Source organism: Hyalangium gracile (genome assembly GCF_020103725.1).
Taxonomy (GTDB): Bacteria; Myxococcota; Myxococcia; order Myxococcales; family Myxococcaceae; genus Hyalangium; species Hyalangium gracile.
The window spans coordinates 558774-574782 of sequence record NZ_JAHXBG010000001.1 but is presented as its reverse complement, the minus strand read 5'-3'; the positions used below and the strand labels follow the sequence as shown (position 1 = coordinate 574782).

Genomic DNA, 16009 nt, shown 5'->3' with positions numbered 1-16009 from the left:
GCGGCCCGCCGTCAGCGGCCCTGGAGCTGCGCGTTCACCAGCTGGCGCAGCGCCTTGGCGTCGAAGGGCTTCTCCACCCGGACGTTGGTGATGCGGCTGAGGAACTCGCGCGCCCCGGGGGTGAAGGCTCCGCCCGTGACGAAGATGACGTGCGCGGCGCGCTCGGGCATGCGCCGGCTCAGCTCGGCGTGGAAGTCCATGCCCGTCATCTCCGGCATCATCAAGTCACAGAGGATGAGATCGCACGGCTGGCCCTGCTCGAGCCACGCCAGCGCCGCCTGGGGTCGGGTGAAGACGGTGACGTCATGCTCCGAGCCCAGCGTGCGCTTGAGCGCGTTGAGCACCAGCTGCTCGTCGTCCACCGCCAGGATGCGGCCCCGGCGCTTACCGACTTCCACTGCTCTCGTCACTGGAGTCACCTCGCCCTCGACCGCCTTGGGCGTGAGCACCACTCGGAACGTCGTCCCCTGGCCGACCTCGCTGTCGAAGCGCAGCTCGCCACCCAGGCTGGTGATGATGCCGTGGCAGATGGACAACCCCAGCCCGGTGCCTTCGCCCATGGGCTTGGTGGTGAAGAAGGGCTCGAAGACGCGCGCGCGAATCTCCTCGGGGATGCCGGAGCCGGTGTCGCGCACCTCGGCCACCACGCGCCCCTGCTCGTCCACGCGCGTGCTGACGCGAATCTCGTTCCGGTCCGCCGCGCCCTCGGGGATGGCGTGCGCCGCGTTGATGAGCAGGTTGAGGAACACCTGCCCCAATCGGGCCTCGTTGGCCCACACCTTGGGCACCGGCTGGTACGCCTTCACCAGCCGTGCCCGGTGGCGGATCTCGTTCCACGCCAGCGTCACCGCCGAGTCGATGGCCATCCGCACATCCACCCGCTCCATGCGCGCGTCGTCCGGGCGGGAGAACGTCTTCAAGTCCCGGACGATGAGGCGCACGCGGTCGGCGCCCTCGCGGGCCTCCCGGAGCGCGCGGTGCAGCTCGCTGCCCTCGGGGAGCGTGACGGCCTCGAGCTCCTGGCGCGCGTAGTCCAGGTTGGCGACGACGTAGGCCAGCGGGTTGTTGATTTCATGCGCCACGCCGGCCGCCAGCGTGCCCACCGAGGCCATGCGGTCGGCCTGCGCCAGCCGCGCGCGCATCTCCTCGCGCTCGCTCATGTCCATCACCGTGCCGAGGATGCGGATGGGTGCTCCGGCCGCGTTGCGGAGGATGGAGCCGCGATCCAGCACGCGCGCGTAGGTGCCGTTGGCGCGGCGCAGGCGGTACTCGTCCGACCAGAGGGACTTTCCGCCATGGACGGCGCGGCGGAAGCCCTCGGCCACGCGCTCGCGGTCGTCCGGGTGCACCAGCGAGTACCACCAGGAGGAGTCCTCGCGCACCTCGGGCTGCGGGTAGCCGAGCACGTCGGTGACGCGCTCGTTCCAGGAGACGCGGCCGGCCACCAGGTCCCAGTCCCAGACGATGTCGTTGGTGGCGTGCTGGATGACGGAGAAGCGCTCGGAGCTGGACTTGAGCTCCTCGGTGAGGCGCGTCCGCAGCAGGTTCATGCGCCGCAGCTCGAGCTGGCCGACCACCTGGCGGGCCAGGGCCTCCAGGCCCCGGGCCTGCTGCGCCGAGAGCTGACGCGGCACATGGTCGGCCACGCACGCCATGCCGAGCACGATGCCGTCGGGGGTGACGAGCGGCGCCCCCGCGTAGAAGCGCAGGTACGGCGGGCGGGCGACGAGCGGGTGGTGGGCGAGCTGCGCATCCAGCAGCGTGTCCGGGACGATGTAGAGCTCGGGCCGGGGGACGGCGCGGCCGCAGAAGGCGCCATCCCGGGGAGTCTCCTGGACGTCCAGGCCGGTGCGGGACTTGAACCAGACGCGCGCCTCGTCCACCAGCGAGATGAGGGCGATAGGGGTGCCGCACAGCTGCGCGGCCAGCTGGGTGATGTCGTCGAAGGACTGCTCGGGAGGCGTGTCGAGCACCGCGTAGCCGCGCAGGGTCTCGAGCCGGGCCTTCTCGTCCCAGGGCGAGGTGGAGCCCTGCCCGTCAGCGCCAGACACGGAGGGTTCCCTGGGGGGACCCATCCACGCACGCATGGGGAGGGGATGGCTGGGCTGCGCGGAGGGGGGCGGCCGCGGCCGGTTCACGGTATCCACACCGGTCCAATTTATGAAAAACTTGACAGTAATGGAAGCAGGGAGGCTCCACGGGGAGTGCCCTTGGGCGCGGACTGAGGTGGGCTGCTGCCGGTGCGAGTGATCCCGAGTGTGGGAGCAGAAGGCGATATGGCTGGGAGGCTTGCTGGAGGCTGCGTCCGTACATGCCCGCGCTGAGGAATGACTTCTTCGAGTTGGCCGTCCGAGCCGATGCGGTCTGGGACCGGTGGAGCCGTCGCGTGCGGCGCCGGCTGGGGATGGCGCTGCCGCTGCGCATCCTGCCGTACCGGGGCTATGGCACGCGGGAGCGGGCGTTGATCCAGGCGCGAGTGCTGGAGGACCGGCACGTGCGGCCCGCGCATGAGCGGCACACGCTGGTGGGCAGCGCGATCGCCTCGTACAAGCGCTACGCGACGCGGGAGATACCGGGCGCGCGGGTGCTGGTGCGCTGGGGGGACAAGCGCTGGGAGGGCACGACGGACGAGGAGGGCTTCCTGGTGCTGTGGGTGGAGCCGCCGGCGGGTGTCTCACCGGGCTGGAACATGGTGGAGCTGGAGCTGCTGGCGCCCGAGCCCGAAGGAGCGGCGATCGTCTCCGCGCCGGTGCAGCTGGTGGGGCCGGGGTCGGAGCTGGGGGTGATCAGCGACATCGACGACACGGTGATCGCCACGGGGGTCACCAACCCGCTGAAGCGGGCGTGGGCGTTGTTCCTGACGGAGCACCGCACGCGGCTGCCGTTCGAGGGCGTGGATGCGTTCTACGCGGCGCTGCGGGACGGGCATGGCGGGAAGGCGGACAATCCGATCTTCTACGTGTCGAGCAGCCCGTGGAACCTGTACGAGCACCTGGACGAGTTCCTGGCGCTGCACCGGATTCCGGCCGGGCCGCTGCTGTTGAGGGACTGGGGGCTGTCGCGCCAGGGCTTCGCGCCGGGAGGAGGGCACAGCCACAAGCTGGAGAAGATCCGCGGGGTGCTCGGGACGTTCGAGCGCCTGCCCTTCGTGCTCATCGGCGACAGCGGGCAGGAGGACGCGGAGCACTACCGGACGATCGTCCGGGAGTTCCCGGGGCGGATCCGCTGTGTGTACATCCGCAACGTGCCCTCGCGCTCGAGGCGGGCGGAGGAGCTGGCGCGCATCGCGGCGGACGTGAGGGCGGCGGGCAGCGAACTGGTGGCGGTGGACGACACGGTGACGGCGGCGCGGCACGCGGCGGTGCAGGGGTGGATCCGCTGGGCGGAGGTGCCGCGGGTGGAGGAGCACCGGCGCGAGGATGCCGAGGCGCGCACGGTGCTGGACTCGCTGGGGCGCGACGGCGGGTGATCGTGGATGCTCTCTACCGCATGGGTCAGCTCCGAAAAAAAGGCGACATGGAAGGAGCACGCCAGCAGATGATGGAAGTGCTGGCCGTGGAGAGAGTGCCGCACTACCGGGAGATCGCCGAAGGGCAGCTGGAGGAACTGGACGCGCTTCCATAGAGCCGTGCCGGTAGGAACTCGTGAACGCTTCACCGGGAAGTTACGCGTACGGTGAAGGACTTGCTGGGATGCGACGGCGGTTGAATCGCAGGCTCTTTGGGCGGCCCATCTTCAAGAAGGGGGATTCGCCCTTCACTCACCCGGCACGCAACCCCTCGAATGCTTCCCATCCTCCTGGAGGCACCGGGACTCCCAGGGCATCCAAGCACTCGCGGGCCTGAGCGTTCCATCCGAGGTTCATGAGGTTACCAGGGGGAGCGGCTGCTAGAGAGTCAGCGAGAGTCCGCACCTTGGAGGCTGCTGACCGGAAGCGCTCCGCATCTGGGCTCCCCCAAGCCTTCGCACAGAAGACCGAGAGCGCCGCCATGCGAGACTGGAGCACAGTACGCAGTTCCTCAGCCGGGGCTTGAGTACACCACCGCTCATAGAGACGCGGTGCGGCCAGTACAGTCAGGAGGTTGAGCGCCTCGACTACCAGGGTCGCTTCCTGCCCCCACGAATCCTCAGCCACAGATGGGCCCCAGGCGAGCGTTGAAGGGCAGCGTGTTGAACAGCAGCGCCTTCCCCGTCACGGTGTCGCCGCTCATGCACGTGTACACCGACCATCCTGTGAAGACGAGGTTTTCCATGCCCTCAATGAAGCAGTAGGGGCACCTCCCTTCGCCGCAGCTCGAGACGAAGCACACCGTGTTTCCGCAGGTGACGGTCGCAGGCCATCCGCGCTTGACACACCCAGGGGCCTTCGTCAGGGGCGGATCCGCACGTGCAACCGGCAGTGGCATGGCCACGATCATGGCGCATCCCGCCAACAAGCTCATCCACCTGCCTCTTCCGAGCCGACCCATGAGAGCCCCTTTCGCTCCTGTGGACTCGCGGAGGCTACGATCCTGCTGCCACCAGCCTCAAGGCAGCCTCCCTGGTATCTCACCCGCAGAAGCGGAAGGCGCTCACGGTCTGGTGCGGGTGCCTCCCCTTTTGCGATCTGGGTCCTCACGGCCTGCCCATGAACGAGTGGGGCTCGCCCGAACATGAAGGCCCCCGGTGCTGACGCGACTTGGCACGTCGTAGGCCCTCCGTGCGCTGAGTGCTAGCGTCCGCAGGTATGGTCCGTCCGCACATTCTGGGGTGGTTCCTGGTGCTGTGCGTGGTGGTCCCGCGGTGGGCTCACGGATCGGTGCCAGCCATCACTGCCGCGCAGGTGCAAAGGCATCACGGACTCGGCGCGCGCGAAGGTGCTGGCGCATCTGGCGCGCGGAGAGCTGGCGGAAGCGATCCAGGCCTACGAGGTCGCCACAGGGCTCAAGGCACCCCTGTGGCTCACAGGGTTCAAGACCGCGTTTGACATGAGCAAACACGTGCCTGGCGCGTGCCAGGGTGTGGCACGGACCCTCCACTCCACGCGGGCTCGATTCGACGGCAGGCCGGAGTACGTCAGGCTGACGACGGTGGTGGATGCAACGGGGAAGAGGGCCGCGATGATGGTCTTCAGGACGGCGGATGGCCGCGACAAGAGTGTGTCGGAGACGGGGTTTCATGTCGTGGTCCGGATGAAGGACCGCGTCTACGACGCTTTCACGGGTGCAGGAGGGCTACCGTGGCAGGAGTACATGAGCCGTCTTGGTGCACGGACTCCCATCATGGATGAAGTGGTGGGTTCGCCATGAGCCGAGCGTCGCCCCCCGGGAGAGCCACGAAGGTTCCTCCTCCGCTTCTGGAGCTCGTGCTGCAGGCTGGCTCCGACGGACCGAGGCATGAACCGGACCTCGAGCTCTTCGAGGGACAGCCCGGCGTCTCACGCACGGTGGGGTTCACCACAGGGTACCTGGATTGTTCGGGTGACCTGGGTGTGGGCGATAGGGAGTACAGCGCCTTCGATGGGTGGATGCAGGAGTCTGGGAAGACGCTCCCAGGGCAGGGGTGGTGGAGCGCGTTCCTCCAGAAGTACGACTCGGATGAGCGACAGGCCTTGCGCGCCTACGTCGCTGTCGCCTCCGAGTTCCGGGCGCTCTCTCCGGCTGCGCTCGCCGCGCTCACCTGGCGGTATGGCGGATCACCTCCGGATCCGACGACTCCGCGAACGCTCGCGGCGACTTCCCGGGGCATCGTGGATGTCCTGCTCGAGATGCACCGTGTGGGTCGCATCCTCATGTACATTGTCCGGACTGAAGGACAAGGAGTACCTGCGCTTCGAGCGCTGGCTCCAGGAGGCAGGTCGCGTCTCTCGAGGACACACCTGGGATGCCGCCTTCCTCCAGGCCGCCCACGGTGATCATGAAGCCGCCATCCAACGGCTTCTCGACTGCGCCGCCGAGTTCCGCTCCCTCCCTGCGTCTCCCTGAGTCCGGGCTGACAGTGGCCCACGTTCAGCGGCAGTCGGCGTCCCGCTGGTCGGCCTCGCCGTCCGCGTCGTTGTCCGCGCCATCCTGGCAGCGACCTGACTCGTTGGGCGCGTGCTCGCTGATGTGGAGCGTGTAGCGGATGGGCTCCTCGGCATCGTCGTTGGACATGCCATCCACCACCACCAGCACGGACTGTCCCTGCGCCAGCGTCAGCTTCACCGCGGCCTGCCGGCCTCCCGCCCGGCCCACCGCGCACGCCAGCTCCGTGCCCCGGCAGCCCGTGAGCACGTAGAGCGCGTTGCCCCAGCCGCTGCCCGCCGTGTCGAAGACGAAGGTGCCGCTGCGCGGCGCCGTCCACAGGTGCGCCCGGTCCTGCTGCAGCCGCATGCCACACGTGCCCTGGAAGCCGTCACCCGAGTCCACCGTCTCCCCAAACACCGTGACGGGCAGCGCGCTGCCCAGGTCCTGGTTCGCGCACCCGCGCCCGCCACAGCCGGGCTCGACCTGGCAGTCCGGATCCGCGCAGTCCACCCACCGGTCCCCGTCGTTGTCCCGGCCGTCGAAGCAGGCCCCGGACTCGCTCTCGCGCTTCTCGTCGATGTGCAGCTCGAAGTAGCCCGCGCCGAACTCGCCCTCGCTCGCCGAGTCCACCACCACCAGCACCGTCTGCCCCACCTCCAGCGAGACGGTGGCGCGCGCTCCGCCGCCGTAGCTGATGCCCTCGGTGGCGCACGCCAGCTCCTCCCCGCCACACCCCCCGCGCCGCACCCCCACCAGCGAGCGCAGCGCCGAGCGCGCCGTGTCGAAGGTGAACGTGCCGCTCTTCGGCGCCGTCCACAGGAAGCCCCGGTCCGGAGCCATGCCCCCGCCACACGACAGCTGGTGGTCGTTGTTGCCGAAGGCCGTGGTGCCCTTCACCGTCACCGGCAGCGTGGTGCCCAGGTTCTCATCCACGCAGACGGGCTGCGAGGTGTAGCAGACCCCCGACACGCCGCTGGCGCCGCACGTCTCCGGCGCCGCGCACGTGCCGCACTCCAGCGTGCCGCCGCACCCGTCCGACACCGGGCCGCAGTTCTTTCCCAGCAGCCCGCAGCTATAGGGACGACATGTGCGAGCACCACACAGGTTGGGAATCCCGCTTCCGCCGCAGGACTCTCCCTCCAGGCACTCGCCGCACTGGAGCGTGCCGCCGCACCCATCCGAGACGGTGCCGCAGTTCTTCTCCAGCGAGGCACACGTGGCCGGCGTGCACGCGGGCCCTCCACAGACGTTGGGGACCGCGCCTCCACCACAGGACTGGCCCTCGGGGCACTCGCCGCACTCGAGCGTGCCGCCGCACCCATCGGACACGGTGCCGCAGTTCTTCCCCAGGGACGCACAGGTGGCGGGCTGACAGGCCGCCTTCCCACACACGTTGGGAGCTCCGCCGCCACCGCACACCTCGCCCTCGGGACAGGTGCCGCACTCCAGCGTGCCGCCGCACCCGTCCTGCACCGAGCCGCAGTTCTTCCCCAGCGCCGAGCACGTGGTGGGCGTGCACACGGGCTGTCCACAGACGTTGGGCACCCCCCCACCGCCGCACGTCTCCGGCGCGCTGCAGGTGCCGCACCGCACCGTCCCCCCACACCCATCCGAGGCGACACCGCAGTTCTTCCCCAGCGAGGCGCAGGTGCCGGGCTCGCAGACCGGCGGCGCGCACACGTGGGGGACGCCGCCGCCGCCACACACCTGGCCCTCGGGGCACTCGCCGCAGTGCAGCGTGCCGCCGCAGCCGTCGATGGCCACGCCGCAGTTCTTCCCCTGGGACTCGCACGTCATCGGCTGGCAGCGGGAGCGCTGCTTGCCCTGGGCTCCCTCCTCCGGAGTGAACGTGGTGTTGCAGCCCGCAAGCCATAGGGCCACGAGCCACAGCCCCCACCTCGCTCCGCCTGCGCTCCCCATGCTCCCGTCACCTTCCCGGAGGCAAACCTGGGATCGCCCCCACCTCCAGGGAAGGGCCTCGGGGGCGCACACGGACCGATATCCAACACGCTGCTGCCCGGCGGAACGGCTTCTGTCACTCGCGGCACTGGCACACCTTGTGCTGGTCCTCCCGCCCCACGCGGGCGGGGCGAGGGGGGGAGGAGGATGAGGCGTTCGTGGACGTTCACACGCCGCGTCGGCGCGGGGCTGGTGGCCTCCTGGGTCCTGGCGACGGCCATCCTCGTCACCTGCCTGCTCGCTGTCCGTGCGGTGCACCCGAGCAACGAGCACCTCCACCGGGAGCTGTTGGTGGAGCTGCTCGAGGTGGACCGGCTGCGCAGGGCGTTCCTCGACAAGGTGGCCAGTGAGCGGGGCTTCGCGCTCTCCCGAGAGCCGCTCTTCGAGGAGCAGATGGAGGCGGACCGCGAGCGCTTCCTCGCGGTGGCCGAGCGGCTGCGGCTGCGGCTGGCCGAGGGCGAGGGGGTCACCCTGGTGGAGGAGCTGCTGGGCGCCGAGCGCGAGCACGAGGACACCGTGCGCCGGCTGCTGTGGGCTCCGCAACGCGCGCACAGCCGCCAGGAGGCGGACGCCCTGCTGCGCACCGAGGTGGGCCATGCGCGGGGGCAGGTGGAGGTGGCGCTGGAGCGGCTCGCCGCCTTCAGTGACGGGCGTCTGGTGCGCAACATCCAGCGGGAGATCCTCGAGGATCGCCAGGCGCTGGCCCTCATCCTCACGATTTCCACGCTGGGGCTGCTGGGGATGATGAGCCTGGCGTGGGTGCTCGTGCGCAAGCTGCGCCCGCTGCACCGCGAGGCGCATGAGTCCGAGCAGCGCTTCCGGCTGCTGGTGGAGGGGGTGCAGGACTACGCGCTCTACCTGCTGGATGCGCAGGGGCGCGTGGCGAGCTGGAACCTGGGCGCCGAGCGCATCAAGGGGTGGAGGGCGGAGGAGGTGCTGGGGCGACCCCAGTCCATCTTCTACACCCCGGAGGCGGTGGCGGCGGGAGAGCCGCAGCGGGAGCTGACGCGCGCCGAGCGGGACGGGCGGCTGCGCACCGAGGGCCTGCGGGTGCGCAAGGACGGCACCCGCTTCTGGGCTGACGCCATCTACACCGCGCTGCGAGACGAGAACGGGGAGCTGGAGGGCTTCGTCAAGGTGATGCGCGACGTCACCGAGCGCCGGCGCGCCGAGCGCACCCAGCGCCTGTTCGCGGAGGCGGGCCGCATCTTCAACCAGCTGCTGGAGCCGGAGCTGACGGTGGCGGAGCTGGCGCGGCTGATGGTGCCCGAGCTGGCGGACGGGTGCTTCCTCTTCATGCGCACCTCGGGGGATCGGCTGCTGCCGCAGGCGGTGGCGCACGCCGAGGCGGAGAAGGAGCGGCTGATGTGGGAGATGATCCAGCGCTATGGCACGGTGCTGGACGGGCCCAGCGGCATTCTGCGGGTGGTGCGGACGGGGAGCTCGGAGCGGGTCGAGCGGGTGACGGACGAGGCGCTGGAGCTGATGGCGCATGACGAGGAGCACCTGCGGATGCTGCGGAGGATGGGGCTGGCCTCGACGCTCATCGTCCCGCTGTCGGTGGGGGAGCAGACGTCCGGGGCGCTGGTGCTGATGTGCAGTCAGCCGGAGCGCCGCTTCACGATGACGGACCAGGTGTTCGTGGAGGAGCTGGCGGGCCGGGCGGCGCTGGCGCTGGACAACGCGCGGCTCTTCCAGGAGGCGCAGCGGGCGCTGGAGCTCATCGGCGTGGCGTCGCATGACCTGGCCAACCCGCTCAACGCGCTGCAGCTGCTGTTGACGCGGCTGCGGCGGATGGATCCGAAGCGCGAGCCCCAGCGGCTGAGCGACGGGCTGGCGGCGGCGCTGCGGCACTCGCAGCGGCTGGGGCAGCTGCTGCACAACCTGTTGGACCTGTCCCGGTTGTCCTCGGGGAAGCTGGCGCTGGAGCTGTCACGGGTGGACCTCTCGGAGGTGGTGCGCGAGGTGGTGGAGCGCCATGCCGAGCAGGCCGCCGAGGCGGGGTGCTCCATCACCTTCGAGTCGCCGCAGCGCATCGAGGGGCAGTGGGATCGGCTGCGGCTGGAGCGGGTGGTGACGAACCTGCTGTCCAACGCGCTGAAGTTCGGGCGGGGCAAGCCCATCGAGGTTCACCTGGAGCAGACGGACGGGCAGGCGCGGCTGATGGTGAGGGACCACGGGGTGGGCATCCCGGTGGAGGCGCAGCGGCGCATCTTCGAGCGCTTCGAGCGGGAGAAGTCCGCGGGCCGGCACGCGGGGTTCGGGCTGGGGCTCTACATCGTCCGCCAGCTGGTGGAGGCGCACGGGGGCTCCATCCGGGTGGAGAGCATGCCGGACCAGGGAGCCGCCTTCGTGGTGGAGCTGCCGCGGATGCCGCCAGCGAACCTGGAGCTGGAGCCGGGGCAGGCGCCCGTGTCCCACTGAGGGCGCCCGCTCCGAGCGGGCTCAGACGTGCAGCGGTGTCTCGCTCTCCGCCAGCGGCATGCGCAGCGGGAAGTTGGCGGGCACCTTCTCCTGCTCCTCCATCCGCTCGAACTCCTCGGCGTCGTGGGCGCAGAAGAGGGTCACCTCGGAGCGGTGGCGCATGGCCAGCCCGCGCAGCCGCTCCTGGTTGTAGCGGCGCAGGCGCGCGTCCTTCTGCATCAGCGTCTGGTAGAAGCGCAGGCCCGGCGGGCAGCGGCGCCGCGCTGGAGCCATCTCCCCGTGGTGGAAGTACGCGTCCCCCGCGTGCAGCAGCCAGCGCCCGCTGACGTTGAGCGCGATGCCCGCATGCCCCAGCGTGTGGCCCTGGAGCGGCACGAACAGCAGCTCCGGAGGCAGCCCGGACAGCTCCCGCACGCACTCGAAGCCGTACCAGCGATCGCCGCCTCGAATCGTGGGGTACGTCACCCAGTTCGTCTGGTGCATCCACTGGCGCGGACGGAACCGCCTGCGGTCCAGCGCCGTCTCCTGCGCCACCGCGGCCTGGTACTCCGCGTCCAGCAGGTGCACCCGCGCCCACGGGAAGTCATCCAGCCCTCCCGCATGGTCGAAGTCCAGGTGCGTCAGCAGGATGTCCGTCACATCCGAGGGCTTGAAGCCCAGCCGTTCGATCTGCCGGATGGCCGTCATCTCCTCATGGAGCTGGGGCCGGCACAGCACGTCCAGGAACAGGCGGCTCAGTCGAGGCCGCGGGTCCCTCACGTCGTTCAGCCCGAAGCCCGTGTCCACCAGCACCAGGCTCTTGTCCGTCTCCACCAGCAGGCAGTGGCACACCAGCGCCGCGGGCCCGGACACGCCCTTGCGTCCGTCCATCATCCGCCGGCCGGGCGGGCACATCGTCGTGCAGTTGAGGTGGTGAATGCGCAGCGGCATGGCGTGGCTCCTGGGAACTGGGCCGGCATGGCCCGGGTCCAGAGCAAAGGTGTGCCGTGCGGTGCGTCGGAGGAATCCAGGAGGGGCAGGGGAGGCGAGCGCGACGGAGCCTGCCTGCCCGCGCGGAGGCGCAGAGGACTACAGCCGCTCCGGGTGCTCGACCGTCCGCTCGCTGCGGAGGTTGCCCGTGTTCAGCGTGGAGGCGGGCTCGAAGAGCATCAGCTGCACCTCTTCCTCCGCCACGGGCCGGTGCTCCACGCCTCGGGGGACGATGAGGAACTCGCCGGGCCTCAGCTCCACCGTCCTGTCCCGCAGCTCCAGCTTGAGCAGGCCCTTCACCACGAAGAAGAGCTCGTCCTCGTGCTCATGGTGGTGCCACTCGAAGGGGCCCAGCAGCCGGGCGAGCTTCACCTGCTGCCCGTTCAGCTCTCCCACCACCTTGGGCTTCCAGTGCTCGGAGAAGCGCGAGAACTTCTCCTCCAGGTTGACCTTCTCCACGGTGGCCTCCTGCCCTGACGTCGAGTCGAGCGCCTGTCTATCCGGCGCCTCGGCCTCCGTCGAGCGGCGTGAGTCCCAGCGCGGTCGCCGGCCGGTCTGGTGGCGCGCGGTCTTTCCGAGCCCCTGGGTGGGCGGTGCTTCGGTATCGCTTCGCATGCTTCCCCCCTCGGTGGGGCGCCGGGCCCCTGCTCCGAAGATGATGAACGAAGCTAAGCACCCCCGAGCAGGCGGGCAGCCGCTTGTGTCGAGTGGTGGGCGGAGCAGGGTGCGTGGGCCCCGGTGCAAGGATGACTGGCGCGACCCCAGGCCTCCGCTCTAAAGAAGGGGCCCATGGATCTCGGCCACGTCGTCCTGGAAGCGGTGATGCGCATCATCCCGCTCGTCCTCTCGCTCACGGTGCATGAGTTCGCCCATGCCTGGAGCGCCTGGAAGCTGGGAGATGACACCGCGGCGTCGCAGGGGCGCTTGACGCTCGATCCCATGGCGCACATCGATCCGCTGGGGACCTTGCTGCTGCCGGCGCTGGGAGTGCCGTTCGGCTGGGCACGGCCCGTACCCGTCAACCCCGCGCGCTTCCGGCGCGGCGTGAACATGTCGACCGGGATGATGCTCACCGCCCTGGCCGGGCCGCTCTCCAACCTGCTGCTGGCGATCGTCAGCTCGCTGTCCTTCGGACTGACGCTCCGGTTCGCGCCGCACCTGATCGCCTCCAACCCCGGCCTGAGCATCTTCCTGCAGTTCATGGTGCTCGGGAACGTGTCGCTGGCCGTCTTCAACATGCTGCCGATTCCCCCCCTGGACGGCAGCCGCGTGGTGGAGCGATTCCTGCCCTACCGCATGCGGGGAGCCTGGGAGCAGATCGTCCAGTTCAGCCCGTTCCTGCTGATTGCCGTCGTGTTCTTCGGGCGGGGGCTCATCAGCACGCCGGTGCGCTACCTCTGGGACATGCTCGAAGGCCTGTGGATCGGGCTGAGCAGCTAGGTCATTCCAAGGAAGTTCACGCCCCTGGAGGCAGGCGCCCTGGGCGCGAACCGGTCCCCAACTGGTATGACAAGCAGACCAGTTCGGACAAAGTGCGACCGGCAGGTGGGTGGCTCAGTCCGGGTAGAAGAGCGGCTCGCGCCTGCGCACGAAGTCGGTGATGAGCGAGGCCACCTCGGGCTGCAGATCCTGGAACTGCACCCCCACGCCCGGCATGAGGTCCGGCGTGTGGTCGTTCGGCTCGCGCAGCCAGCGCACCACGCCGCTGGCCTTCAGCGGCCGGCCTCCCGGCAGCATGAGGTCCAGGTCCACCTTCGTGCCTCGGGGCACCGTCTCCACCGTGGCGACGAAGACGCCGCCCTCGCTGATGTCGGTGGAGAAGCCGGTGAAGAAGTTCGAGTCGCTGCCCAGGTTGATGTTCGTCTTCAGCCGCACCCGGGAGTGCTCTCGCGCCGGCGTCCGGAACGTGGGCGAGGTGTCGGAGGAGGAGGAGGCCGCGGCGGCGGCTCGGGGCGAGAACTGGGGCTTGCCGGCGCGGGCCTTCTGGGCCTCGCGGGCGCGGGCGGCCTCCTGCTCGCGGCGGGCGCGGGCGGCGGCCTCGGCGACTTCCTTGAGCCGCGCCTCCGCCTCGGCCAGCTCCTGGGTGAGCGCGGAGGTCTGCTGCTGGAAGGCGTGCAGGGCGATCGTCATGTCCTGGGTGGCCTGACGGCGGGCCTCCAGCGCCTTCTCTCGCGCCGAGAGCGCCTTCTCCCGCGCGGCGTCCACGGCCAGCTCGGGGATGGCGGCGGCCTGGAGCCGGGCGCCAATCTCCGGGATGCTGACGTCTTCGGAGTGCTCGGACTGGGCGCGGGCCAGCTCGGTGCGCACCTGGGTCAGTCGGGAGGCCAGCGACTGGGCCTCCTGCGTGGCACGGGAGACCTGATCCGCGAGCCGGGACTCCTGGGAGCTCAGCTCGGACTCTTCGCGAGCCAGCTCGGCTTCGCGGGCCATGGGACGGTGGGTGTTGGACGACGGGCTCATCTCGGCGGACTCCGGAGGTAGCCCACTCTAGCGCCCCTGCGCCCCGGCCACGAGTCCCCTGAACGCCTGCTCCCGGGGGAGCCTGGAGCAGGCAGGCGAGCACCCTCCCGCACAGAGGGTGCCCGCGGGGGCCTGGCCTCAGTCCGCGCCCTTGATGCAGGCCACGGGCTTGAGGCGGCGCTCCACCTTGGCCAGCCCCGCCATCTCCACCGTGTCCAGCACGTCGTCGAGGTTCTTGTAGCAGGGCCCCGACTCGTCCAGCGGCGTCTGGCGGGTGTTGAGGAGGATGCCGGCCTGCGCCATGCGCTGATCCGTCTCCTCCTGCCGGAGCACGCGCCGGGCCTCGCCGCGCGACAGCCGCCGCCCCGAGCCGTGGTTCACCGAGTAGATGGACCTGGCGGCCCCCTCCTCGGCGAAGAGGATGGCGCTGCCGGTCTCCATCGAGCCGGGGATGAGGATGGGGTGGCCGGTGTGCTCCCAGGCCGTCTTCTTCAGCGCGGGGTGGCCCTTGGGGAAGGCGCGGGTGGCGCCCTTGCGGGCCACGAACTTGCCGGCCTCCTTCTGGATGAGGTTGTGGGAGATTTCGTAGTAGATGTCCGCGGTGCCGCCGAACACGTCCTCGAGCGCCGCGCACACGGCCTCGCCGATGATGAGCCGGTTGGCCACCGCGAAGTTGGCCGCCATGTTGTGGAGGTTCCAGTACTCGCGGCCCAGCTTGGACTCGGCGTCCAGCCAGACGAAGTCCTCGCTGCGGCTGCGCAGGCCCAGGGCGTGCGCGCCCTCCACGAAGAAGTGCTTGGCGATGTTCCACCCGAAGCCGCGGCTGCCCGTGTGCAGCATCACCCACACGCGCCCGTCCTGATCCACCTGCATCTCGGTGAAGTGGTTGCCGCCGCCCAGGCTGCCCAGCTGGTCGCGCTTGTCGTGGGCCTTCTCGGGGATGTCCACCCGGTCATCCTCCACGGGGATGAAGTCCCGCTCCGTGGTGGAGGCGTTGCGGCCCAGGGCCTTGGCGCCGTGGCGGACGACCTCGGCGAAGGTGCTGGGGGAGATGCGGCGCTGCTTCTGCACCCGGCTGGCGCCCACGCCCACGGCGATGCGCTGGGTGACTTCGTCGATCCACTTCCGGCGCTTCTCCTTGTCGGCCACGTCCTCGGCGGTGAGCGTCGTCTTCAGCTGCACCATGCCGCAGCCGATGTCGTAGCCCGCGGCGGTGGGGAGCAGGATGCCGTCGGTCTCCACCACGGTGCCGATGGGCACGCCGTAGCCCACGTGACAGTCCGGAGTCACCGCGACGCGGGTGACGCCCGGGAAGGACGCGGCGTTGACGACCTGGTCGAAGACGGCCTCCTCCAGGCCGGGAGTCTCGCCGCCGTCGCCGTAGAGGAGCTTGTCCGAGAGGAACAGGTCCGCGTCGACGCGCATCGTCTTGGTCTTCGGCAGCACGTAGTGCCCTTCCGAGACCTTCTCCAGCCTTTGAATCCAGCTCATCGTGAAGCCCTCCCGAGGTCATTCAACACGTGGCAGCGACGGTACCCTCCGCGAAGGGCTGACGGTAGGTGGACAGGCGACTTGTCCTCGAGGACGAGACAGGGTGCCCTGCGAGCGATGTTTCGCTCGCGCACATCTGGATCCGCTCGGTGGGACTGAGGGCTTGCCTCTGCCGGCCGGCATTCCCATTCATCCTCCATAGCAACAGGGGGTAGGGCGATGGTGTCTCTGGGTGGGTTGATCTTGTCGATGGCGTTGCATGCGGCTCCTCCGGTCCAGTTGTCGGGCCAGACTCCTAATCCGTCCGTCTGCGCGAAGAAGCGGGTGGATGCGTGTGGCTGCCATCACGTGTATGGCCTCCGGCACTGCCACCCCAACCGCAAGAGCGACCACTGCGAGGCCCCCGTGAAGGCCACGGCTCCCGAGAAGAAGGAAACCGAGCCCGTCTCCATGTAGTGGCTGTCTCTCCAGGCCCTGCCTCTGGTTGGCTGCCCCTCGGACGAGGGGCTGGCGGCTTCACGGCCGATGGGAGCAGGGCACCCGCGCATCGTTGGGAGTGGATCCCGGTTGCAGCCGGAGCGAGCAGGCGGTGTCGCCGCCCGCTCCCTGGCTCCTGGGAGAGCGTCCCGAGGGACACTGCACCATCACTGTGCGGAAACGTCGGGACTTTCGAGGCACAAAACCCCCGACGTTTCCGAACAGTCATGCGCCCAGGGCGTCAC

At 69.9% G+C, this 16009-nt stretch carries 13 protein-coding genes; 6 read left to right on the top strand and 7 right to left on the bottom strand.

Annotated features, from left to right (window positions below; translation table 11 throughout):
• Nucleotides 1–11: 11 nt before the first annotated feature.
• Nucleotides 12–2051, bottom strand: coding sequence for an ATP-binding protein (locus KY572_RS02430; RefSeq protein ID WP_224240500.1), 2040 nt, complete (start codon nt 2049–2051; stop codon nt 12–14).
• A 260-nt stretch (nt 2052–2311) separates the two neighbouring features.
• Here KY572_RS02430 and KY572_RS02425 point away from each other — a divergent pair, with 260 nt between their 5' ends.
• Both KY572_RS02425 and KY572_RS48045 read left to right on the top strand, forming a co-directional pair.
• Entirely contained in the window at nt 2312–3469 is a 1158-nt protein-coding gene (locus tag KY572_RS02425) for an App1 family protein (RefSeq protein ID WP_224240499.1), read from the top strand.
• A gap of 47 nt (nt 3470–3516) precedes the next feature.
• The gene (locus tag KY572_RS48045; protein ID WP_407659874.1) at nt 3517–3624 is read left to right on the top strand and encodes a DUF2379 family protein; all 108 of its coding nucleotides are present in this window, start codon (nt 3517–3519) and stop codon (nt 3622–3624) included.
• Between the two features lie 503 nt (nt 3625–4127).
• On the opposite strand, the gene KY572_RS46970 is transcribed toward KY572_RS48045, so the two are convergent.
• A complete protein-coding gene (locus tag KY572_RS46970) occupies nt 4128–4253 on the bottom strand; it encodes a hypothetical protein (RefSeq protein ID WP_263451280.1) in 126 nt (41 codons plus the stop codon).
• A 603-nt stretch (nt 4254–4856) separates the two neighbouring features.
• On the opposite strand from KY572_RS46970, the gene KY572_RS02415 reads away from it, so the two are divergent.
• Entirely contained in the window at nt 4857–5288 is a 432-nt protein-coding gene (locus tag KY572_RS02415; protein ID WP_224240497.1) for a hypothetical protein, read from the top strand.
• 699 nt (nt 5289–5987) lie between these two features.
• On the opposite strand, the gene KY572_RS02410 is transcribed toward KY572_RS02415, so the two are convergent.
• On the bottom strand, nt 5988–7865 hold the full coding sequence (locus KY572_RS02410) for a tryptophan synthase alpha chain (RefSeq protein ID WP_317987793.1): 1878 nt from the start codon (nt 7863–7865) through the stop codon (nt 5988–5990).
• Nucleotides 7866–8090: 225 nt separating this feature from the next.
• Between KY572_RS02410 and KY572_RS02405 the strand changes: the two genes are divergently transcribed.
• Nucleotides 8091–10367, top strand: a complete 2277-nt coding sequence (locus tag KY572_RS02405) for a sensor histidine kinase (protein WP_224240496.1) — start codon at nt 8091–8093, stop codon at nt 10365–10367.
• Nucleotides 10368–10388: 21 nt separating this feature from the next.
• On the opposite strand, the gene KY572_RS02400 is transcribed toward KY572_RS02405, so the two are convergent.
• The gene (locus KY572_RS02400; protein ID WP_456077659.1) at nt 10389–11291 is read right to left on the bottom strand and encodes an MBL fold metallo-hydrolase; all 903 of its coding nucleotides are present in this window, start codon (nt 11289–11291) and stop codon (nt 10389–10391) included.
• Between the two features lie 144 nt (nt 11292–11435).
• Nucleotides 11436–11951 (bottom strand): cupin domain-containing protein, encoded by a 516-nt coding sequence (locus tag KY572_RS02395; RefSeq protein ID WP_224240494.1) that lies wholly within the window; start codon nt 11949–11951, stop codon nt 11436–11438.
• 174 nt (nt 11952–12125) lie between these two features.
• Here KY572_RS02395 and KY572_RS02390 point away from each other — a divergent pair, with 174 nt between their 5' ends.
• Nucleotides 12126–12776, top strand: a complete 651-nt coding sequence (locus KY572_RS02390; RefSeq protein WP_224240493.1) for a site-2 protease family protein — start codon at nt 12126–12128, stop codon at nt 12774–12776.
• Nucleotides 12777–12890: 114 nt separating this feature from the next.
• Here the strand turns inward: KY572_RS02390 and KY572_RS02385 are convergent, their stop codons facing one another.
• Nucleotides 12891–13796: a TIGR02266 family protein gene (locus KY572_RS02385; RefSeq protein ID WP_224240492.1), complete on the bottom strand. Its 906-nt coding sequence runs from the start codon at nt 13794–13796 to the stop codon at nt 12891–12893.
• A gap of 138 nt (nt 13797–13934) precedes the next feature.
• Nucleotides 13935–15287 (bottom strand): RtcB family protein, encoded by a 1353-nt coding sequence (locus KY572_RS02380; RefSeq protein WP_224240491.1) that lies wholly within the window; start codon nt 15285–15287, stop codon nt 13935–13937.
• A gap of 249 nt (nt 15288–15536) precedes the next feature.
• On the opposite strand from KY572_RS02380, the gene KY572_RS02375 reads away from it, so the two are divergent.
• A complete protein-coding gene (locus KY572_RS02375; protein ID WP_224240490.1) occupies nt 15537–15743 on the top strand; it encodes a hypothetical protein in 207 nt (68 codons plus the stop codon).
• Nucleotides 15744–16009 lie beyond the last annotated feature (266 nt).